This window comes from Streptacidiphilus rugosus AM-16 (genome assembly GCF_000744655.1).
GTDB classification, from domain to species: domain Bacteria; phylum Actinomycetota; class Actinomycetes; order Streptomycetales; family Streptomycetaceae; genus Streptacidiphilus; species Streptacidiphilus rugosus.
Window position 1 is genome coordinate 6,980,010 of record NZ_JQMJ01000004.1, and the last position, 21,748, is coordinate 7,001,757.

General features: G+C 72.7%; 14 protein-coding genes and 1 pseudogene. 5 read left to right on the top strand and 10 right to left on the bottom strand.

What is annotated here, in order from left to right:
• Window positions 1–65 precede the first annotated feature (65 nt).
• Both BS83_RS40460 and BS83_RS40465 read left to right on the top strand, forming a co-directional pair.
• Entirely contained in the window at window positions 66–1,544 is a 1,479-nt protein-coding gene (locus BS83_RS40460) for a CHAP domain-containing protein (RefSeq protein WP_084714853.1), read from the top strand.
• A 409-nt stretch (window positions 1,545–1,953) separates the two neighbouring features.
• A pseudogene (locus BS83_RS40465) lies at window positions 1,954–2,997 on the top strand (chitinase); the annotation flags it as partial.
• Window positions 2,998–3,085: 88 nt separating this feature from the next.
• Here BS83_RS40465 and BS83_RS40470 read toward each other — a convergent pair.
• Both BS83_RS40470 and BS83_RS40475 read right to left on the bottom strand, forming a co-directional pair.
• Window positions 3,086–3,352 (bottom strand): metal-sensitive transcriptional regulator, encoded by a 267-nt coding sequence (locus BS83_RS40470; RefSeq protein ID WP_037608396.1) that lies wholly within the window; start codon window positions 3,350–3,352, stop codon window positions 3,086–3,088.
• Between the two features lie 77 nt (window positions 3,353–3,429).
• Window positions 3,430–5,619 (bottom strand): MMPL family transporter, encoded by a 2,190-nt coding sequence (locus BS83_RS40475; protein ID WP_037608397.1) that lies wholly within the window; start codon window positions 5,617–5,619, stop codon window positions 3,430–3,432.
• A 680-nt stretch (window positions 5,620–6,299) separates the two neighbouring features.
• Here BS83_RS40475 and BS83_RS40480 point away from each other — a divergent pair.
• Window positions 6,300–6,695: a DUF302 domain-containing protein gene (locus BS83_RS40480; protein WP_037608398.1), complete on the top strand. Its 396-nt coding sequence runs from the start codon at window positions 6,300–6,302 to the stop codon at window positions 6,693–6,695.
• A 105-nt stretch (window positions 6,696–6,800) separates the two neighbouring features.
• On the top strand, window positions 6,801–8,339 hold the full coding sequence (locus BS83_RS42680) for a M48 family metallopeptidase (RefSeq protein WP_051945234.1): 1,539 nt from the start codon (window positions 6,801–6,803) through the stop codon (window positions 8,337–8,339).
• A gap of 7 nt (window positions 8,340–8,346) precedes the next feature.
• Here the strand turns inward: BS83_RS42680 and BS83_RS40490 are convergent, their stop codons facing one another.
• The 7 genes from BS83_RS40490 to BS83_RS40520 form a co-directional block, all read right to left on the bottom strand.
• Complete coding sequence (locus BS83_RS40490) at window positions 8,347–9,030, bottom strand: DUF4232 domain-containing protein (protein WP_037608399.1); 684 nt, start codon at window positions 9,028–9,030, stop codon at window positions 8,347–8,349.
• A 200-nt stretch (window positions 9,031–9,230) separates the two neighbouring features.
• Entirely contained in the window at window positions 9,231–10,139 is a 909-nt protein-coding gene (locus BS83_RS40495) for an aminoglycoside phosphotransferase family protein (RefSeq protein ID WP_037608400.1), read from the bottom strand.
• 56 nt (window positions 10,140–10,195) lie between these two features.
• The gene (locus tag BS83_RS40500; RefSeq protein WP_037608401.1) at window positions 10,196–10,828 is read right to left on the bottom strand and encodes a histidine phosphatase family protein; all 633 of its coding nucleotides are present in this window, start codon (window positions 10,826–10,828) and stop codon (window positions 10,196–10,198) included.
• Window positions 10,821–11,546 (bottom strand): respiratory nitrate reductase subunit gamma, encoded by a 726-nt coding sequence (narI, locus tag BS83_RS40505; RefSeq protein WP_037608402.1) that lies wholly within the window; start codon window positions 11,544–11,546, stop codon window positions 10,821–10,823. The genes BS83_RS40500 and narI overlap by 8 nt, the downstream gene beginning before the upstream one ends.
• Complete coding sequence (narJ, locus tag BS83_RS40510) at window positions 11,546–12,190, bottom strand: nitrate reductase molybdenum cofactor assembly chaperone (RefSeq protein WP_037608403.1); 645 nt, start codon at window positions 12,188–12,190, stop codon at window positions 11,546–11,548. The genes narI and narJ overlap by 1 nt, the downstream gene beginning before the upstream one ends.
• Window positions 12,187–13,797 carry a nitrate reductase subunit beta gene (gene narH, locus BS83_RS40515; protein ID WP_037608404.1) on the bottom strand — a complete coding sequence of 537 codons (1,611 nt, stop codon included), beginning with the start codon at window positions 13,795–13,797 and terminating at the stop codon, window positions 12,187–12,189. The genes narJ and narH overlap by 4 nt, the downstream gene beginning before the upstream one ends.
• Entirely contained in the window at window positions 13,797–17,516 is a 3,720-nt protein-coding gene (locus tag BS83_RS40520) for a nitrate reductase subunit alpha (RefSeq protein ID WP_037608406.1), read from the bottom strand. The genes narH and BS83_RS40520 overlap by 1 nt, the downstream gene beginning before the upstream one ends.
• A gap of 531 nt (window positions 17,517–18,047) precedes the next feature.
• Between BS83_RS40520 and BS83_RS40525 the strand changes: the two genes are divergently transcribed.
• The gene (locus BS83_RS40525) at window positions 18,048–19,019 is read left to right on the top strand and encodes a tellurite resistance/C4-dicarboxylate transporter family protein (protein ID WP_051945852.1); all 972 of its coding nucleotides are present in this window, start codon (window positions 18,048–18,050) and stop codon (window positions 19,017–19,019) included.
• A gap of 24 nt (window positions 19,020–19,043) precedes the next feature.
• Here BS83_RS40525 and BS83_RS40530 read toward each other — a convergent pair whose 3' ends face one another.
• Window positions 19,044–21,728, bottom strand: coding sequence for a SpoIIE family protein phosphatase (locus BS83_RS40530; RefSeq protein WP_232248666.1), 2,685 nt, complete (start codon window positions 21,726–21,728; stop codon window positions 19,044–19,046).
• Between the last annotated feature and the right edge of the window lie 20 nt (window positions 21,729–21,748).

The window sequence follows — 21,748 nt, forward strand, 5'->3', positions numbered from 1 at the left end:
GCCCGCACGGGCACACCATCTGACCGCGCACCCTCCCAGTGCCGAACTCCGAAGGAATAACTGTCATGCCCATTGTCATGCCGCTCCTGAAGAAGTCCGCCGCCGCCACTGCCGTCGCCGCTTCCGCCGTCATCGGCCTGACCGCTCTGCCCGCACACGCCGACACCGGCTCACAGATCGTGCAGATCGCCCAGGCCAACCTCGGCAAGGGCCCCTGCGACACCAACAGCGCAGGCGGCGCCTCCTACGGGTCCTCCTGCACCGGCAACGGCGGCAGCCCGGAGTTCTGGTGCGCCGACTTCGTCAAGTGGGTCTGGGGTCAGGACGGCGTCAACGTCAGCGGCCTGACGCCGGCCGCGGGCAGCTTCGGCCAGTACAACGGCGGCCTGTCCAGCACCCCGCACGTCGGCGACGCGGTCGTGTTCAACTACAAGGGCGGCGGCGTCGCCGACCACGTCGCGATCGTCAGCCAGGTCAACGCCGACGGCACCATCGTGACCATCGGCGGCGACGAAGGCGGTGTCAGCGGGAACTGGGCCGCCACCGCCCACGTCCACGGCGACGGCCCCTACAGCGGCGCCATCGGCTACAGCTCCTACATGGGCATGAACATCAGCGGCTACGTCTCCCCGATCGGCGGGAACAGCGGCGGCACCGTCACCACGCCGGCCCCTGACCCCGTCACCACCGCCCACGTCTTCATGGTCGGCTCCGGCAACACCCTGTTCAACCAGGACGGCAACTACGCCAAGGGCACCTGGTCCGCCCTGCAGTCCGTTCCGGGCGGCGCCGCCGGCGTCACCAAGGTCGCGGCCGCTAGCACCGGCAAGATCACCCGCCTGTACGCCATCGGCTCCGACAACTCGATCTACACCAACGACGGCAACTACGCGACCGGCACGTGGGGCACCTGGCAGAAGATCCCCGGCACCACCGGGGCCCGCGAACTCACCGCGGTCGCGATCGGCAACACCGTCCACCTCTTCTACATCAACTCCAGCAACACCATCTCCAACGTCGACGGCGACTACACCAGGGGCACCTGGTCCTCCGTCAAGCAGGTCCCCGGCGGCGCGGCCGGCGTCCAGAAGATCGCCGTCACCGCCCAGGGCAACGCCGTCCACCTGTACCTCACCGGCTCCGGCAACACCCTCTACAACATCAACGCCGACTACAACGCCGGCACCTGGTCCTCGCTCATGGCCCTGCCCGGCGGTGCCTCCGGCGTGCAGAACCTCACCGTCGCCACCGTCGGCAGCATCGACCACCTCTACTACACCGGCGCCGGCAACACGCTGTTCAACCAGGACGGCGACTACGCCAAGGGCACCTGGACCGGCGTCATGACCGTCCCCGGCGGCGCCTCCGGCGTCGGCTTCCTCTCCGCCGCCGCCATCGGCTCCACCGTCCACCTGTACTTCACCGGCTCGGACAACACTCTCTACAACATCGACGCCGACTACAACGCCGGCAAGTGGTCCAGCGTCTACCACATCCCCGGCGGCGCGGCCGGCCTCGGCGCCATCACGACCAGCACCAACTGATCACGAGCAGGCCCACCCGAACCACGCGCTGTGGCCCTCCTGCCAAGGCAGGAGGGCCACAGCGCGTCATTCCCCACCCACGCTCCCACCACGGTGTCACCAGGGGACTGTCGAGACCCCATGTGCACGCAGCGAGCCGTCGGCCAGGACGCGCCGATCGACCTGACCGCCCACCGACCCAAGCGGGTCAGACTGACGGAGGACTGAGCGGTGACGCCGGAGGAGTACGAACGCTGGCACATCCGCACGTGCTCACGCTGCGGCCGACGGGCGGCGGAGTCCATGCGAGCGCACCAGTCCCGGAAGCCGGGTCTGCGCGAACCATTGACGGCCCTTCAGACCCCCGGCTATACCTTCCTGTGCACGACAGAAAGGAAAGTTTCCTAACAGGATTGCCGGAGGCCCCCACATGCGACCGTCCGTATCCCGCCGTCCGCTCCGCACCGCTCTCGCCACCTCCCTCGCCGCGCTCGGCCTGGTCGCCGGCGCGGCCGCGACCGGCGCCCCCACCGCCCACGCCGCGACGACCGTGCCCGCGCACCTCTTCGCCCCCTACTTCGAGGCCTACTCGGGCGACGACCCGGCGACCGTCGCCGCCCAGTCCGGCGCGAAGTGGCTGTCCATGGCGTTCCTGCAGACCCACAGCAAGGGGTCCTGCACGCTCTACTGGAACGGCGACACCAGCCAGCCGATCTCGTCCTCGACCTACGGCACCTCGATCAGCAAGATCCGCTCGGCCGGCGGAGACGTGATCCCCTCGCTCGGCGGCTACACCGCCGACACCACCAACACCGAGCTCGCCGACAGCTGCACGAGCGTCAGCTCGATCGCCTCCGCGCTCGAGCACCTGATCTCGACCTACAACCTCAAGCGCGTCGACTTCGACGTGGAGCAGGACTCGCTCACCAACTCGGGCGGCATCGACCGGCGCAACAAGGCGATCGCCCAGGTCGAGAGCTGGGCGGCGACCAACGGCCGCTCGGTGCAGTTCTCCTACACGCTGCCGACCAACACCGACGGCCTGGACTCGGGCGGCACCGCGGTGCTGAAGAACGCCGTCGCGAACCACGCCCGCATCGACGTCGTCAACATCATGACCTTCGACTACTACACCGGTGGCAGCCACGAGATGGCCACGGCCACCGAGACCGCCGCGCAGGGCCTGGTGAACCTGCTGGGCTCGCTCTACCCGAGCAAGAGCTCCGCCCAGAAGTGGGCCATGGTCGGCGTGACGGAGATGCCCGGCATCGACGACTACGGCAAGCCGGAGACCTTCACCACGGCGGACGCCAAGACGGTCTACAACTGGGCCGTCGGCAAGGGCATCGACGAGATCTCGATGTGGGCCAGCGAGCGCGACAACGGCGGCTGCGTCGGAACGGCCGGCTCCGACTCCTGCTCCGGCATCTCCCAGTCCACCTGGTACTTCAGCCACACCTGGGAGCCCTTCACCTCCTGAGCCCGGGGGACGCCTGCCCGCCCCGCCGAATCCGGCGGGGCGGGCAGGCGCATCAGGGAGGACGGCGGATCAGGCCGACGAGTCAGGCAAGGGCCAGGAAGAGCTTCTCCAGCTCCTCCTCGCTCATCGGCGCCTCGTCGGGGTCGGCCGCGGCCAGGCACTGGCGCATGCCGCTGGCCACGATCTTGAAGCCGGCCCGGTCCAGGGCCCGGGAGACGGCGGCGAGCTGGGTGACCACGTCCTTGCAGTCACGGCCCGCCTCGATCATGGCGATGACGCCCGCGAGCTGGCCCTGGGCGCGGCGCAGCCGGTTCAGTACGGGCGCGGTCGCGTCCTCGTCGATGACCATGATGTGAACCCTTCTGGCGTTGACGGCCTGATCCCGATGGTACCCGGCGGGGTATCCAGCCCCGTATGTCGCCGGTGTCAGTCGTGCGAGAAACGGATGTCCGGCAGGACCCTGCGCAGCCACCCCGGGGACCACCAGGCCGCCCGGCCGGTCAGCCGCAGCAGCACGGGCAGCAGCACCAGCCGGACCAGCGCCGCGTCGAGCAGCACCGCCGTGCCCAGCACGATGCCCATCTCCTTGGGCGGCAGCGGCCCGGACAGGGCGAAGGTGAAGAAGACGGCGACCATGACGGCGGCGGCCGCGAACACCACCCGGCCGGAGTGGGCGAGTGCGCCGGTCACCGCCCTGTGCGGGCTGCCGCTGCGCTCGAAGTGCTCCTTGGCGGAGGAGAGCAGGAAGACGGTGTAGTCCATCGCGATCGCGAAGATCATCGCGAAGAAGAACACGGGCGCCCAGCCGTCGAGGAACCCCTGGGGCGTGAAGCCGAGCAGGCCCGCGCCGTGACCGTCCTGGAAGACCAGACGCGCGGTGCCGAACGCGGCGGCGGTCGACAGCAGGCTGGTCACGGTGCCGATCAGCGCGATCAAGGGGGCCTGCAGGGCGAACACGAGCAGCAGGAAGCCGAGGGCCAGCACGACCCCGATGACCAGCGGCGTCTTCGCGTCCAGCGCCGACTGCAGATCGAGGTTCTCCACGGCCGCGCCGCCGACCAGGGCCCGGTCGGGCAGCCTGTCGCGCAGCACCTCGACCGTCGCCTTGAGCGCCGGGTCGGAGGGGTCAGCGGCGGGAACGGCCTGGATCATGGCGAGGCCGCTGCCGTCCGCGGCCTGCTGAGCGGGCATCACCGCGGCGATGCCGGCGGTGTGCCGCAGCACCTCGGTGGCGCGGGCGGCCTCAGCGGCCGGGGCGACGATCTGCAGCGTGCCTGGGGCACCGGGGCCGAAGGCACGCTGGACGGCTTCGTAGCCGGTGCGGGCCGAGGAGTCGGCGGGCACGACGGTGATCGAGGGCATCGCGGTCCGCAGTCCGACGACCGGCGCGGCGAGGGCCAGCAGCACGACGAGAGCCGGGACGCCGTAGCGCAGCGGGTGCGCCCAGAGCCGGCGGCCCCAGGCGGCGAAGCGCGGCGAGGCGCCGTCGTCGTCCGGCGCGGCGGCGCGGGCCCGGCGACGTACCCACGGCAGGGCGGCGCTGTTGACCCTGGCCCCGAGCCGGCCGAGCACGGCGGGGAGCAGCGTGAGCGTCGCGGCCAGCACGAAGCCGACGGCCAGCATGATGCCGAGGGCCATGGAACGGAACGCGGGCGACGGCACCAGCATCACCGCGGACAGGCTCACCAGCACGGTCACGCCGGAGAGCGCGACGGCCTTGCCCGCGGTGTCCATGGTCTCCCCCACCGCGCGGCGGGCGTCGCCGTGCCGGGCCAGCGCGGCGCGGAAGCGGACGACGAGGAAGAGGGCGTAGTCGATCCCCAGCGCCAGGGCGAACATCATGGCGAAGTTCATGGCCCAGATGGAGGTGGGCGTCAGGTGGTTGAGCAGCACCAGGGCCCCGGCGGAGGCGGCCAGCCCGGCGACGGTCAGCAGCAGTGGGAGTCCGGCGGCGACCAGTGAGCCGAAGGCGAGCACCAGGATGGCCAGCGTCACCGGCCAGGAGAGCAGTTCGGACGTCATCATCGCGTCGTGGTTGGCGGCGTTGAAGTCGCTCCACAGCACCGAGGCGCCGGTGGCGTGGACCTGGATGCCCGGTGCGGACAGGGCCGCGAGCGGTCCCTTGAGGGCGTCGGCGGCGCGCACCATGTCGTCGGCCCCGGAGCGGGCACCGGCCAGCAGGATCGCGGTGCGGCCGTCGGGGCTGACGGTGGCGCCGGGCTGCGGCGCGACCACCTCGGAGACGCGGGGGTCGGCCCTGAGCAGGTCCGTGGCCCGGTGCAGGACCTGCTGGACGGCCGGATCCGTGACCGGCCGGTCGGCGGCGACCACGACCTGCAGCGCGGTGGCGGCGTTGCCGCCGAAATGAGCCCGCGCCAGATCCCTGACCTGCACCGACGCCGACCCGTTGGCCTGCCAGCCGGCCCCGGCCAACTGCGAGGTCACCTGCGGCGCGAACGCACCCAGCCCCGCGACCAGCACCAGCCACAACACGGTGACCACGCGCAGGTTCCCCGCCGCCCACAGCCCGAGCCGCCCGAGCCTGCCGGTGCGCGCCTGCGCGGCGGCTGGTTCGTGTCGGCCCGTGTCCGTGGGCGGAGCGTCGGCGGTGGTCATGCGGCCTCCTTATTAGATACCCCGGGGGGTAATTGGTTCGAGGGGCACAACATATACCCCCACCGGTATATTTCCCGCCGGGAGACATCAGGGCCGCGAACCCGGAGCGTGCGAGCCCGGCGGGGTCGGGCAGCCGGGGGTGGCCCGTGGCGACCGGGAAGACTCGGGCGGGCCGAGCCGCGCGAGCTGCGGCGCTTCGGAGCCCCGGGTGACCACCGAGCCCCGGAGGCGGAGGCGGGCCAAGCCAACGAGGCCGGAAAGCCACGGGGACCGAAGGGACCCGGGAAAGCTCGGATGGGCCGAGCCACGCGGGCTACGGCGCCTCGAAGCCCCCGGGCGCTCGCCGGGGCAACGGATCCGGGGGGAGCCGAGCAAACGGGGCCGGAGAGCCGAAGTGGGCCCAAGGGAGCCGGAAAAGCCCGGGCGGGCCGAGCCGCGGGGCTGCGGCGCTTGGGAGTCCAGGGCGGTCGCCGGGGCCGCGGAAGCGGGGGCGCGGAAGCGGGGGCGACACGGAGCCGTACGAGTGCGATGGGCCGCGGGGCCGCCGCCGGGCCGCTCGGTCGCCGAACCCTGGGAGCCGGGCGGACGTCCCGAGGGAAAATTACCCCAGGGGGTATCCTGGCAGGGCGGGAAGCAGACCGCGCCCGCCCCAACCGCACGCTTGCCGAAGTGAGGAAGCCATGTCCTTCGACCGCACCGTCCAGGTGGACGGCGATTTCGCCGCCACCGTCGAGGCCGTCCGTGCGGCCCTCGCCGAGCAGGGGTTCGGCGTGCTGACCGAGATCGACGTCACCGCGACGCTGAAGACCAAGCTGGACGTCAAGATGGAGGACTACCTGATCCTCGGCGCCTGCAATCCGCCGCTCGCCCATCAGGCGCTGACCGCCGACCGAAGCATCGGACTGCTGCTGCCCTGCAACGTCGTCGTCCGTCGTGAGGGCGGGCACACGCTCGTCCAGGCGATGGACCCGCAGGCGATGGTCGCCATGACCGGCCTGCCGGAACTGCAGCCCGTCGCCGACGAGGCCGCCGCCCGTCTCGACGCCGCGCTGGCCTCGCTCGTCGGCCGCGCCTGAGGCGAACGGCCAGGTGGGAGGGGTCGGCGAGGCCTGCGCGGCTGGCTATCATGCCGTCCACAGCCGCACCGGGAAGTTCCAGGTGCTCCCGCGAAAGAGGTCCCCGTGCGCGCCTTCCTCCGCACCGCGCAGGCGCTCGCCCTGTTGCTCGGTTTCTACGCGCTGATCCTCGGTCTGCTGGCCGCGATCGTCGCCCTGGACATCGGCACCACCGCCGCCGCCGGCGCCCGCGGCGGCATGATCCTGGTGGAGGTCTGGGCGGTCAGCCTCGCGCTGGCGTACCCGCTGCTTCGCGGCCTGTTCATCGGCGGCGGCAACCGGCGCCGGCCGGCCGGGGTCCGGGTGCACCGGACCGAGCAGCCGCGACTGTGGCAGCGGGTCGACCACGTCGCCGCCGCGATTAACACGGTGGCCCCCGCGGAGATCTGGCTGGTGGACGACGTGCAGGCCGCGGTCTCGCAGAGCTCCTGGCTGCTGGGGCTGATCCCCGGCCGACGCCGGATGCTGCTCGGGTTGCCGCTGCTCACAGGGCTGACGACGGCCGAACTCGACGCGGTGATCGCCCACGAGCTCGGGCACTACGGCCACGGCGACACCCGCCTGGGCGGGATCGTCGCCCGTAACCGGGCCGGTCTGCAACAGGTTCTGGCCCGCTACAGCGCCGAGGAGGGCGGCTGGGGCCAGTGGATCGGCTCGCTGTTCCGTCGCTACGCCCGGTTCTGCCTGCTCAGGAGTCAGGCGTCGGCGCGACGTCAGGAGCTCGCCGCCGACGCCGCGGCGGCGAGGGTCGCCGGACGTGAGGCGACGATCAGCGCACTGCGGGCTCTCGCACCGCTCGACGAGGCTCATCAGCGCTTCGGCCGCGACTACGCCGGGATGGGCTGGGCCCTGGGCCTGCGCCCGACCGCCGAGGAGGTCGTCCCCGGCTTCCAGGCCTTTCTGCGCAGCGAAGCGTGGCGGCAGGAGCACGCCCGGCTGCTCGCCGACCCGCCGCGCCGGAAGCAGTCGCCGTACGACTCCCACCCGCCGACGGCCGAGCGCATCGCCGCGCTCCAGGCCCTGGCCGGGGTCCCCGGCCCGCGCGGCGCGGACGCCGATCCCGACGCGCGCGCCGACGCCCTGCTCGACGATCCCGTGGTCACCGCGGGCCTGGTCGTCTCCGCCCGGCCGGGCGCGGCCTCGCGCACCCAGCTGGGCTGGACGGAGCTGGCCGCCGCCGCAGGCAACGCCGAACTCGACCAGGAGTCCGCCGCGCTGCGCACCGCGGCGAAGGCGGTCCTGCGCCGCGAGGTCGACGTGCCGCTGCTGCTCGACGTGATCGACGCCGGTCGCTGGTCCGACGTCGTCGACTGGATGCCGCGCGAGGGCATGTCCCGCACCGTCACCCCGGCCGCGGGCCTCTCCATGAACGGCGCCGCCGCGTCCGACTGCCTCTACTCGATGCTGCTCGCCGCCTTCGTGGGTCAGCGGCGCGGCCGTTGGACGCTGGACTGGGAGTCCGGCCGCCGCCTCGTCCTGGACGAGGGCCTCGACGCGGCGATCGGCCCCGCCCTGGACGCCGCCTGCGCGCCGGAGGGCTCCGCCCCGCCCACGACCGCGCCGCTGCGCGAGCTGTTGCGGCTCACCGCGGCGCGGAGTTCCTGAGCGGACGTCAGGCGGGCTTGGACATCGAGAGCGCGGTCACCGTGACGACGTTGTCGCAGGTGGCGAAGATGGAGCCGTCGTCCATGCCGATCTGGTGTCCGCCCGCGCCGGGCAGGCCCAGGACGATGGTGGGGTTGGTGGCGGGCGTCGCGCCCGAGACGCAGTAGCCGTCGGCCTCGCCCTGCACCTGGACGAAGGTGAGCTTCACCCAGGCCCGACCGCCCGGGGAGAGCGGGACCGTCACGGCGGATCCCTTGTGACGCACGGTCAGCGGCTTGTTGTGGTCCGGCGCGCCCTCGCCCGCGGCCGCCACCGTGGGGAAGCCCCGCAGCGAGCAGGTGTGGGAGGAGGTGTTGGTGACGGCCACGACCACCGCGCCGGTCCCGGTGCCGTTGGGTCGGACGGTCGCCAACTTGGCGGAGCCCACGCTCACGTCGGTGATGGCGCAGTGCGGCATGGTGTCGGACGTGGTCGTGGTGGTCGTGGTGGTCGTCGTGCCCGTGCCCGAGGTGCTGGTGGGCGTGGAACTCGCCTGCGGCGACGGGGAGGTCTGGCTGTTGACCGCCACGGCGGAGCTCGTCGGCTGGGACGCACCGGCCGTCGCGGCCGGGTCGCACGCGGCGGACAGGCCGACGACGGTTCCCGCCACCATCATCGCCACGGCTCCGCGGACCAGGTCAGTGCGCTGCATTGTCTTCCCCCACACGTTCGGGCCGGAACATCCGGCGCTTCTCGCGGGAGAACACACGGTCCGGCGCGCGCCGGTTTCGCATTCCGCTCGGGTGTGACAGAACAGTGACGATCCACCAGAACCCCTGCGCATACGGACAGATCGCCGCGAGCCGCCGGACGGCGCGGACGCGGAGATGTCCTGATGCCGGGATGCCCGGGTCAGCGCCCGGCGGCGTCGGCCAGGATCGCCGTGAGGCGGGAGCGGCACTCGGCCACAAAGGCCGGAAAGGTGTGCCAGTAGTAGGAGACCCCGCTGACGCCGACCGCCACCGCCCACGCGCGGGCGCGGATCCACGTCGCGTCGTCCAGGCCCAGCGCGTCCCAGTACGCGTGCCGGGCCTGCGGCGGCAGGTCCCAGACGGCGGCGTGCTCGGCGTCGGGGGAACCGACCGAGAGCGCGCCGAAGTCGATCACCGCGCGCAGGCCGCCGTCGCGGGCGAGCAGGTTGGTGGGTTTCAGGTCGCAGTGCAGCCAGACCCGGGGGGCCGGGGAGTCGGGACGTGCGAGTCCGGCGCGCCACATCCGCTCCAGGGCGTCGACGTCGAGCTCGGCGCCGACCAGGGCGCGGCAGTCGTCCAGAGCACGGCCGACCCAGGCGTCGCAGGGCGCCAGGCTGCCGCCGCGGTACCAGCTCAGGCCGTCCGCCCGGGTCGCGCCCATCAGGTCGACGGCGTGGAGCTCGGTGACGAACGCCGCCAGATCGGCGCCGAAGGCGGGCCAGTCCGCGACGCTGTCCGGGCCCGCCTCCTCGCCGTCGATCCACCGGTACACCGACCAGACCAGCGGGAAGTCCTCGGTGGGCGTTCCCGTGTGGACGGGTTCCGGGATCGGCAGGCTCAGCCGCGGGGCGAGGCGGGGAAGCCACTCCTGCTCCTTGCGGACCGACCGCCCGTTCTCCGCCGTGCGCGGCAGCCGCACCAGCAGGTCCTCGCCCAGCCGGTACATGGTGTTGTCCGTGCCCGCGCCCGCCGGGGAGAGCCGCAGCCCGGCCCACTCGGGCCGCTGGGCCGTCAGCAGGGCGCGGACGAGTGTCTCGTCGGCGGGGATCTCGTTCTCGTGCAGCGTCACCCCGGCAGTCTCGCCGCGACGGGGACCGGTGTGCCAGCGGATTCCGCCCGGCCCGCTCAGAGGTCGGTGTCCACCAGGACGTCGGCCTGGACGTGGGCGTTGTCGTTCCAGCGGTGCAGGGCGGGGGTGCCGTGGTACCAGCCGAGCACCGACAGGGAGGCCGGGCCCAGGCGCAGCTGCCCGGCGAAGGAGACGTCCTGGCCGAGCCAACGGGCGGCGACGGCGCACAGGATGTGGCCGTGGGCGAAGACCAGCTTGTCGGCGGTGCCGGCGACGGCCCAGGCCACGACCCGGTCGGCGCGGGCGCTGACGGCGTCGAGGCTCTCGCCGCCGGGGCAGCCGTCGCGCCACAGCTGCCAGTCGGGGCGCTGCTGGTGGATCTGCGCGGTGCTGAGGCCCTCGTAGTCGCCGTAGTCGACCTCGACGAGCGCGTCCCAGTCCGCGGCCCGGTCGCCGAAGCCGACCAGTTCGCAGGTGCGGCGGGCCCGCTGGAGCGGGCTGGTGCGGACTTCGAAGTCCGGCAGGCCGTTCCAGGGTGCGGCCTGCAGGCGGGCGCCGAGCAGGCGGGCCCGGCGCTCCCCGAGCGGCAGCAGCGGCACGTCGGTGCGGCCGGTGTGCTGCCCGGTCCTGGCCCACTCGGTGAGGCCGTGGCGGACCAGGAACAGCCGGGGCTTGGCGTCCTCAGGCATCGATCTTCTCCCAGCCGCGACGCGGCGGACGCTCGGCGACCTGCCCGGCCGGGCGCGAGCGGTAGACCAGGTAGGGGCGGAAGAGGTAGAACCACGGCGCGCTGAACATGTGCACGAGCCGGGTGAACGGCACGATCGCGATCACGACCATGCCGACGACGGCGTGCACCTCGTACATGGTGGGCACGGCGTCCCACACGCCCAGGTTCGGGTGCAGGGTGAACAGGCTGCGGGCCCAAGGGCCGATGGTGGTGCGGTAGTTGTAGCCGCTGTGCAGGTTCGAGTTGGTCAGCTTGGCGTACAGGCCCAGGCAGATCTCGCCGAACAGCAGCAGGTACATCACCTTGTCGTTGACCGTGGTCGCCTTCAGCACGGGCATGTTGCTGCGGCGCCGGTACAGCAGCGTCGCCAGGCCCAGGATCGCGAGCACCCCGGCGAACGTGCCGCCGATGAGCGAGAACAGGTGGTAGGTGTGCTCGCTGATGCCGATCTTCTCGGTCCAGCTCTCCGGGACGAACAGGCCGATGAGGTGCCCGGCCAGGACGAAGAGGATGCCGTAGTGGAAGGCCGGCGAGGCCCAGTTCAGGATCCGCCGCTCGTAGACCGCCGAGGAGCGGGTGGTCCAGCCGAACTGGTCGTAGCGGTGCCGCCAGATCAGTCCGGAGACCAGGGAGAAGAAGGCGAGGTAGGGCAGCACCCCGAACAGGAAGGTGTTCATCAGCGGCCTCCGGTGGCCAGGACGGGGAGCTGGGCGAGATGCCCGTAGGGCGGCAGTTCGCCGCCGAGGCCGACGTCCTCGCGCGGCGGCCCGGAACGGGCCAGCGCCAGGGCCTGGGCGCGGTCGGCGGGACTGGGCCCCGGCAGCGTGGCGCAGACGGCGACCAGGACGTCGGCGTAGGGGGTGCCCGCCTCGGACAGCGCGAGACGCAGCAGTTCCAGGCCGGCCCGGTGTTCGCGCAGCAGCGTGTCGTCCCTGGTGCGCGCGCTGAACTCGAGGACCGCGGGCAGGAAGTCGGGCAGTTCCTCGTCGGTCGGCGCGTAGCCCGCGGCGCGGTAGGCCTGCTTGAAGGCCAGCAGCGCGGCGCCGCGGCGGCGGGTGTCGCCGTCGCTCCACCAGCTCAGGTAGAGGCTGTGCCGGTGGCCGAAGTCGAAGACCTCGGTGTACTGGTAGGCCAGCCCGGCCACGCCGGTGGCGTCGGCGTGGTCGATGAACCCGCCCAGCTGCGCGGCGGCCGGGCCGCGCACGGCGCCGACGGCGGCGCGCAGCAGCGGCAGGTCCGCGGCCAGGTCCGCGTCGGGGTAGGTCAGCAGCCAGGCGGCGGCCTGGTGGACGACGGCCGTGTCGAAGGAGGTCCGGCTCATCGGGCGTCCTCCTCACGGTCGGAGGTCTGCCGTCTGCGCAGTGCGTGGAAGGACTCGATGGTCACCATCGGCAGCTTCTTCCGCTTCGCACTGCGCGCCGAGTTCTCCCCGAACGGGCCCGAGTCGTACGGGTCGTCGGCGTCCAGATGCCCGACGCTGCATTCGGAGGGGACCGCCGACTCCTCCAGCGCCCGGGCGTCGCCGAGCGCAGCGGTCGGGATGACGTAGCGCTCCTCGTACTTGGCGACGGCCAGCAGCCGGTACATCTCCTCGACCTCGCGCGGGGTCATCGCCACCGCCTGGGCGACCGACGGGTCGGGCGCGTCGCCCAGGTTCACCGCCCGCATGTGGGCGCGCATCGCCGCGAGCTTCTCCAGGGCGGCGCGCACCGGGACGTCGTCGCCGGCCGTGAACAGCTCCGCCAGGTACTCCACCGGGATGCGCAGGGTGTCGATCGCGCCGAAGAGGTTGTCCGCGTCCTCGCCGTCGAAGCCGGTCTCGGTCAGCGCCTCGACCACGGGCGAGAGCGGCGGGACGTACCAGACCATGGGCATGGTCCGGAACTCCGGATGCAGCGGCAGCGCCACCTGGTACCGGCTGATCAGCGCGTGCACCGGGGAGCGGCGGGCGGCCTCGATCCAGTCGTGGGCGACGCCGTCGCGCTCGGCCGCGCGCTGCACCTCGGGGTCGTGCGGGTCCAGGAAGACGTCCAGCTGGGCCTGGTAGAGCTGCTTCTCGTCCTTGGCCGAGGCGGCGGCGGTGACCCGGTCGGCGTCGTAGAGCATCACCCCGAGGTAGCGCAGCCGCCCGACGCAGGTCTCCGAGCACACGGTCGGCAGGCCCACCTCGATGCGCGGGTAGCAGAAGGTGCACTTCTCGGCCTTGCCGGTCTTGTGGTTGAAGTAGATCTTCTTGTACGGGCAGCTGGTGACGCACTGCCGCCAGCCGCGGCACTGGTCCTGGTCGACCAGCACGATGCCGTCCTCGTCCCGCTTGTACAGCGCCCCCGAGGGGCAGGAGGCCACACAGGCCGGGTTGAGGCAGTGCTCGCAGATCCGGGGCAGGTAGAACATGAAGGTCTGCTCGAAGGCGAACTTCACCTTCTCCGCGGCCTGCTCGCGGACCTTCGCCACCAGCGGGTCGGCGTCGCCGTGCTCCGGCATGCCGCCGAGGTTGTCGTCCCAGTTGGCGCTCCAGTTGATCTCCGTCGGCCGGCCGGAGAGCAGCGAGCGCGGGGCGGCGACGGGGTAGTCGTCGCCGAGCGGGGCGTTGGTGAGGTTCTGGTAGTCGTACGTCCACGGCTCGTAGTAGTCGCCGATCTCCGGCAGCACCGGGTTGGCGAAGATCTCGGCGAGCCTCCTGATCCGGCTCCCGGCGTTCAGCGTGAGCTGCCCGCGGCGGTTCAGCCGCCAGCCGCCGCGCCACTTCCGCTGGTCCTGCCAGCGGCGCGGATAGCCCTGGCCGGGGCGGGTCTCGACGTTGTTGAACCACACGTACTCCACGCCGGAGCGGTTGGTCCAGGTCTGCTTGCAGGTCACCGAGCAGGTGTGGCAGCCGATGCACTTGTCGAGGTTCATCACCATCGCGATCTGGGCCTTCACGCGCATCAGTACCGCACCTCCTGGGAGCGGCGGCGGAGGACGGTGATCTCGTCCCGCTGGTTGCCGGTGGGCCCGAAGTAGTTGAAGCCCCAGGACAGCTGCGCGTAGCCGCCGACCAGATGGGTGGGCTTGAGGACGACCCTGGTCAGTGAGTTGTGGACGCCTCCGCGCCGCCCGCTCTTCTCGGTCCTCGGGACGTTGACGGTGCGCTCCTGGGCGTGGTGCATGTAGACCGTGCCGGCCGGCATGCGGTGCGAGACGACGGCGCGGGCGACGACGATCCCGTTGCGGTTCTCCGCCTCGATCCAATCGTTGTCACGGACCCCGATCGCGGCGGCGTCCCGGTCGCTCATCCAGATCAGCTGGCCGCCGCGGGAGAGCGAGAGCATGAACCAGTTGTCCTGGTACTCGGAGTGGATGGACCATTTGTTGTGCGGGGTCAGGTAGCGGACCGTCACCTCGTGCTGCCCGTCGGGTCCCAGCCTCGGCTCCCCGCTGTGCAGATCGTCGCCTCGCCGGCGCTCACCGAACAGCCGGTGCATGTCCAGCGGCGGCCGGTACACCGGCAGCGCCTCGCCCAGCTCGTGCACCCAGTCGTGGTCGAGGAAGAAGTGCTGGCGGCCGGTGAGCGTGTGCCAGGGCTTCAGATGCTCGGTGTTGAGCGTGAAGGCGGTGTAGCGGCGGCCGCCCGACTCGCTGCCGGACCACTCCGGGGAGGTGATCACCGGGACCGGTGCGGCCTGGGTGTCCGCGTAGCTGATCCGCTTGCCCTCGTGCTCGGCCGCCAGGTGGGCCATCTCCTGGCCGGTGCGCTCGGTCAACGTCTGGAAGCCCTGCACCGCCAGGCGACCGTTCGTGGTGCCGGAGAGCATCAGGATCGTGTCGGCGGCCTTGACGGCGGTGTCCAGCAGCGGGCGGCCGTCCGTCGGGCCGCCCTGGGCGGTGCCGTTCTTGGCGGCGAGCGCGGCGACCTCCGCGTCCGGGCGCAGCGCGATGCCCTTGGCCGGCAGGCCCAGCTTCTCGGTCAGCGGTCCCAGCGCGGCCATCTTCGCGCCGATCGCCGTGTAGTCGCGCTCCACCACGGTCAGCGTCGGCAGGGTCTTGCCCGGCACGGGCTCGCACTCGCCGCGCCGCCAGTCCAGGGCGACGCCGCCCGGCTGTGCGATCTCGCCGGGGGTGTCGTGCGCCAGCGCGGTCGCGACCAGGTCGCGCCGGGTGCCGAGATGGGTGACCGCCAGTTCGCTGAGCTTGGAGGCGATCGCATGGAAGGCGTCGAAGTCGGTACGGGCCTGCCAGGGCGGGTCGATGGCCGGGGTGAAGCAGTGCACGAAGGGGTGCATGTCCGTGCTGGACAGGTCGTGCTTCTCGTACCAGGTCGCCGCGGGGAGGGTGACGTCCGAGAGCAGTGTCGAGGAGGTCATCCGGAAGTCGAGCGACAGCAGCAGGTCGAGCTTCCCCTCGGGCGCCTCGTCGTGCCAGGTCACGTCGCGCGGCCGGACCCCCTCGTCGGCCTCGGTCGCGCGCAGGTTCGAGTGGGTGCCGAGCAGGTGCTTGCTGAAGTACTCCGCGCCCTTGCCGGAGGAGCCCAGCAGGTTGGCCCGCCACAGGGTCAGCACCCGCGGCCAGTTGGCCTCGGCGTCCGGGTCCTCGCAGGCGAAGCCGAGCGTCCCGGCCGTGAGACCGGCGACGGCCGAGGCGACAGGGTCCTCCGCGTCGCCAAGGTCCAGCGGGTTGCGGTCGAACGTCGGGTAGGAGGGCATCCAGCCCGAGCGCGCCGCCTGGGCCAGGCAGTCCGCGCCGGTCATCCCCGCGAAGCGGCCCTCCCCCAGCGGGGAGGCCAGCACGTCGGCCCGGAAGTGGTCGTAGCGCCACTGGTCGGTGTGCAGGAAGAACCAGCCAGTCCCGATCATCTGCCGGGCCGGGCGGGCCCAGTCCGCCGCTCCGGCCAGCGTCGCCCAGCCGGTGATCGGGCGGCACTTCTCCTGCCCCACGTAGTGGGCCCAGCCGCCGCCGTTGCGGCCCTGGCAGCCCGTCAGCTGCAGCAGCGCCAGGAAGGACCGGTAGATCGTCTCGGAGTGGAACCAGTGGTTGGTGCCCGCGCCCATGAGGATCATGCAGCGGCCCTTGGACTTCTCCGCGGTCCGCGCGAACTCGCGGGCGATGCGCGCGCAGGCCGTCGCGGGCACGGACGTGTGCTCCTCCTGCCAGGCCGGGGTGCCGGGCTGCGCCGCGTCCTCGTACCCGGTCGGCCACTCCCCAGGCAGCCCCTCACGGCCCACCCCGTACTGCGCCAGCAGCAGGTCGAAGACGGTGGTGACGACCGGGCCCTCCTCCCCGCCGATCCGGAAGGCGGGGACGCCGCGCCGCATCACCTCACCGCGGCCCTGGCCGTGCTCGCCGCCCTCGGTATCGAAGCGCGGCAGCAGCACCTCGACGCCCTTGGCGGCCTGGTTGCCGTGCAAGGTCAGGGCAGGCCTGATCCCCTCCAGGTCCAGGTTCCACCTGCCCTTGCCGGACTCGGTCCAGCGGAATCCCAGCGAGCCCGAGGGGACGACGGCCTGGCCGGTCCGCTCGTCCAGCACCACCGTCTTCCACTCGGCCCCCTCGCCGCGGTCGGCGATGTCGGCGGCGCGCAGGAACTTGTCCGGCACCCAGGCGCCGTCCTTGGCGGTCAGGGTGACCAGGAACGGCAGGTCGGTGAACTGCCTGACGTAGTCGTCGAAGAACGGCACCTGCCGGTCGACGAAGAACTCCTTCAGCACCACATGGCCCATGCCGATGGCCAGCGCGGCGTCGGTGCCGGGGTGCGGGTGTAGCCACTCGTCGGCGAACTTGGCGTTGTCGGCGTAGTCGGGGGCCACCACGACGACCTTCTGGCCGCGGTAGCGGGCCTCGGCCATCCAGTGGGCGTCGGGGGTCCGGGTGACCGGGACGTTGGAGCCCCACATCATCAGGTAGGCCGCGTCCCACCAGTCGCCGGACTCCGGCACGTCGGTCTGGTCGCCGAAGACCTGCGGCGAGGCGATGGGCAGGTCCGCGTACCAGTCGTAGAAGCTCAGCATCGGCGCGCCGATCAGCGCGTGGTAGCGGGCCCCGACGGCGTGCGAGACCTGCGACATGGCCGGGATCGGCGAGAAGCCCGCGATCCGGTCCGGGCCCCAGGTCTTGATGGTGTGCACCTGGGCGGCGGCGACGATCTCCACCGCGTCGTCCCAGCTCGCCCTGACCAGCCCGCCCTTGCCGCGGGCCCGCTGGTAGCGGCGGCGGCGCTCCGGGTCGCCCTGGATCTCCGCCCAGGCCAGCACCGGGTCGCCGCCGTTGCGGGCCTTGGCCTCGCGGAACATCTCCAGCAGCACGCCGCGCACGTACGGGTAGCGCACCCGGGTCGGCGAGTAGGTGTACCAGGAGAACGCGGCCCCGCGCGGGCAGCCGCGCGGCTCGTACTCGGGCCGGTCCGCGCCGACGGAGGGGTAGTCGGTGGCCTGGGTCTCCCAGGTGATGATCCCGTCCTTGACGTAGACCTTCCACCGGCACGAGCCGGTGCAGTTGACCCCGTGCGTCGAGTACACGATCTTGTCGTGACTCCACCGGTCCCGGTAGAACACGTCGCCGGCCCGGCCGCCCTCGACCTCCACCCGGTGCAGGTCCGCCGAGGGCTCCCCCTTGTGGAGGAAACGCCCGGCCTGCAGCAGCAGCGCCCCCGGCTCCGACGTGGCGTCCCGCACACTGGCCTCCTGACGACGACACCGACACCTGGTGCTTCGTCATCCAAGCCGCAGACCCGCCCCCGGTCGCCTCGCCGCACCACAACGGGTGGCAACACCACCCACCCGGCCCTTGCCACTGGCGCGGCTCCCCACACGCGACTACGGTCCGAGCCTCCGACCGCCGTTCACCGCTCCCCGCCCCGGCAGATCCCGCCGCGACGGACGGCCTCACCGGGTCGGGAGGTGCCGACCGGTCGGGCCCGCCGACGCGGATCGGTCCGGGAACCGGCCGGTCGGCTCAGCCCCAGGAAAGACCCCGGCTCCCGACGCGGAGCGGCGCGGGCCCGCCACGGGTGTCAGCCGGGCGGGTCAGCACGGGACGTCGTGGAGGCCGCGGACCAGCCCAGGTGGGCCACGCGATGCCCCCGGCGACGACGGACCGGTTCCCCGGGACGGGCGGCGCGGGGCGGCTCCGGGGCGTCAGCCGGGCGGGTCAGCGCGGGACGTCGTGGAAGGCGCGGGCCATCGGTTCGGGATGTCATGGTGGCCATGAATCAGACGGCGTCGACCGCGACCACCGAGCCCGCCGCGCCGACCGGCTGGTGGGCACGGCTGCCACCGGCCGCCGGGTCCGCCGTGATGGCGACAGGCATCGTGTCCGTCGGTCTGCACCTGGTGCACCAGGACCTCCTGTCCGAGGTGCTGCTGGTGGTGGCCGCCGCCGTCTGGGTCCTGCTCGCGGTCGCCTTCGCGCTGACCTTCCTGCGCGACCGCCGGCGCTGGGTGGCCAACGCCGACACCCCGCCCGCGCTGACCGCCGTGGCGGCGACCACCGTGCTGGGCACCCGGCTGTCGCTGTTCGGCTGGCAGACCACCGCCGCCGTCCTGCTGGCGATCGCCGCCGTGGCCTGGCCCGGCCTGCTGGCCGCCGTGCTGCGGCACTGGCAGCACCATCTGCCCGGCGTGGCGTTCCTGGTCTGCGTCGCGACCCAGGGGCTCGCGGTGCTCTCCGGCACCCTCGCCCTCGCGCACCGCGGCGACTGGCTCGTCCGGCCCTGCCTCGCCACCTTCGTCCTGGGCCTGGCCCTGTACGTCGCCGCGCTCACCCGATTCGACCTGCGCCAGGTCGACAGCGGTTCGGGCGACCAGTGGATCGCCGCCGGCGCACTGGCGATCTCCGCCCTGGCCGGCTCCAAGCTCACCTCCTGGCCGCACTGGACCGGCGCGCCCCACGCCACGCTGCGCGTCGTCACGCTGGTCCTGCTCGCCCTGAACCTGGCCTGGTACGTCGTGCTGCTGGTCGCGGAGATCCGGCACCCGAGGCTGCACTACAACATCCGCCGCTGGGCCACGGTCTTCCCGCTCGGCATGACCGCCGTCGCCACCCTGTCAACCTCCACGGCCGCGGGCGTCTCCTGGCTGCACCCGCTCGGCCAGGTCCTGCTCTGGATCGCCTGCGCCGCGTGGCTCGTGACCGCGGCCCTGCTCGCCGCCACCATGACCGGCCGCGTCAAGGACTGAGGCCCCGTCGCGGACTCAGCAGGCTCAGCCGTCCAGCCTGGCGAGCAGCAGCGCGACGTCGTCCGTCCGGTTGGCCGGAGGCAGCGTGTCCGCCAGCAGCCGGTCCGCCAGCGACTCGAGCGACTCCGGCGAACGGGGGCCCACCTGCCTCAGCACGGCCTGCAGGCGGTCGATGCCCTCGTCGATGGCGATGCCCGGGCGTTCGACGAGGCCGTCCGTGTAGAGCGCCAGCACGGACCCGGGCGCCAGGCTCAGCTCCTGCACCGGGTACCGGAACGACGGGTCGACGCCGAGCAGCACGCCACCGCCCAGATCGAGCACCTCGGTGCGGCCGTCGGGGTGACGCAGCACCGGCGGCAGGTGTCCGGCCCGTACGCCGCGCGCCCGCCCTGACGCCGGGTCGAGTTCCACCAGGCAGCAGCTGGCGAGCAGGCGCGAGTCCAGGTCGGGCAGGAGCCGGTTGAGGTGTTCGAGCACCTCGCCCGGCGGGAAGCCGCTGGCCACGAAGGCCCGGACCGCGCTGCGCAGCTGCCCCATCAGCCCGGCCGCCGCGACGCTGTGCCCCTCGACGTCGCCGACCACCAGGCACAGCCCACGGGTCGTCACGATCACGTCGTACCAGTCGCCGCCGATCTCCATGCCGAGCGTCCCGGGCAGATAGCGGGCCGTGACGCCGACGCCCTCCAGCCGGGGCAGCGCGTGCGGGAGCAGCGCCTGCTGCAGCCCCCGGGCGAGCGCGAACTCCGCGTCGTAGAGCCGGGCGCGTTCGAGCGCCTGCGCGATCAGACCGCCGAGTGCGGTCAGGACCGCGCGCTCGTCCGGGGAGAAGCGGTGCGGTTCGTCGAAGCCGAGGATGCAGCTGCCCACCGGACGCCCGGAGGCGATCAGCGGCAGGAACGCCCAGGCGCACATCTGGTCGAGCGCGATGTCGGGATAGGCGCTGGACAGTTCGTCGACCGAGGCGAAGAAGATCGGGGCGCGGGTGGCCAGCGCCTCCGCCCCCGGCACCCGGGCACGGACGGGGGTGCCCTCGAAGGCGTCCAGAAAGCCCTCGGGGTAGCCGACCTGCAGGATCAGCCGCAGTCTGTGGTCCTCGGCCAGGTAGATCGCCACCTCCTGGCCGCCGAACGCGGGGAGGATCTGCTCGGCGACGACCCCGCACACCTCGCGCACCGAGACGGCCTCCGCCAGGGTGCTCGCCAGTTGCAGCAGGTGGTAGATGACCCCGGCGCCGGGCCCGGGCGCGACCGTCTCCGTGGCGCCGCCGTCCTGCCCGTCGTGCGCGTCGGTCGCGTCCCGACCTGGTTCCCCGTCCCGTGGCCCCTCCTTGGGCCCCTTCCGTTCCGGGTGGTCGCCGGCGACCACGGTTCCCGTCATGCCGTGGGCGTCGGGGTAGAGCCTGAACGCCAGCCAGCGGTCGGGCGGCCGACGGGCCAGGAAGGCGGTCGGCTGTCGGGAGATCACCGCCGCCCGGTGCCGGTCCTCGTAGGAGGGGTCGGCCAGCCAGGGAAACGCCTCCCAGAGCCGTCGGCCGATCAGTTCCTCGCGGCGGATCCCCAGCAGCAGCTCGCTGCCGAGGTTCGCGTAGTCGACCCGGCCTTCGGGGTCGAGCGAGAAGACGCCGCGGCGCATCCGCTCCACCGCCTGCGCCGCGGCCGGCACGGTTCCGATGTCGAGCACCGCGCCGGCCAGGTGCCGTCCGGAGCGGCCGTCCCCGCCCTCGCGCACCTGTCCCCAGACCTGGACCGGGCGGGACCGCTGGGTCTCACCGGTGACCTGCAGCCGCAGGGGCCGGAAACGGCCGGTTCGGGCCGCCCGGCGCAGCGCCGTCCGCAGCCTGGACAGGTCGCCGGGCTCGATCGCGGCGGCCACCGCCAGGGTGAGGGCGTCCACCCCGAAGGCGTCGGCCGCGCCGCCTCCTGCGGTCTCGGCTCCGGTGCCTGGTCGGGTGCCTGGTCCGGAGCCCGGTCCGCTGTCCGGTCCGGTGCCTGGTCCAGTGCCGGCTCCGGTTCCGGTGCCAGCTCCGGTGCCGTTGCCGGTTCCGGCGTCGGGCGCGAGCCCGAGGATGGCCCGCACCTCGTCGTCGACCGTGAGGACGCGCGTCTCCAGGTCCAGGTCGAACAGCCCGAGCCGGATGCCGGGGTCGGGCGGCCAGGGCAGCTCGGCGACCGTGCGCCGGCCTTCCACCTGCCCGCCCTCCGCGGCCAGCAGGTCCAGTTCGGCGCCGAACCTGCGCGCGGTCCGGCGCAGATGCCTGAGCGCCGCGGCGGGCACGCCGTCCGGAGTGGCGGGCCACAGCGCGCACAGCACGCCGTAGGTCTCCTCCCGGCCGCTCACCGGCACGTACGCCGAGGCGAAGGCGTAGGGCAGGCCCACCAGCAGCTGCGGGAAGCGCCGCATGGTGTCCTCCGCTCCGGACAGGTGCACGGTCCGTCCGGACCGGTAGGCCACCGGCGCGGGCAGCACCCCCAGCACCGACAGGCGCCGGAACGGCCCGAGGACGGCCAAGGGAAGCCCGGCGATCGTGCTCAGCATGAGCGAACGCCGGTCGCGGGACCGCAGGTAGACCAGCGCGCCGTACGCGCCGCTCCCGGTGATCGCGCGCTCCACCGCGTCCGCCTGCAGATCGTCGCAGCTGCGCTCCGCACCGGGCACGTCCTTGTCCTTCCCGGCCGAGCGGTGCAGCCTCTCCGGCCCACCTAGGTGCATCTCTTCTCTGTACGCCCGCC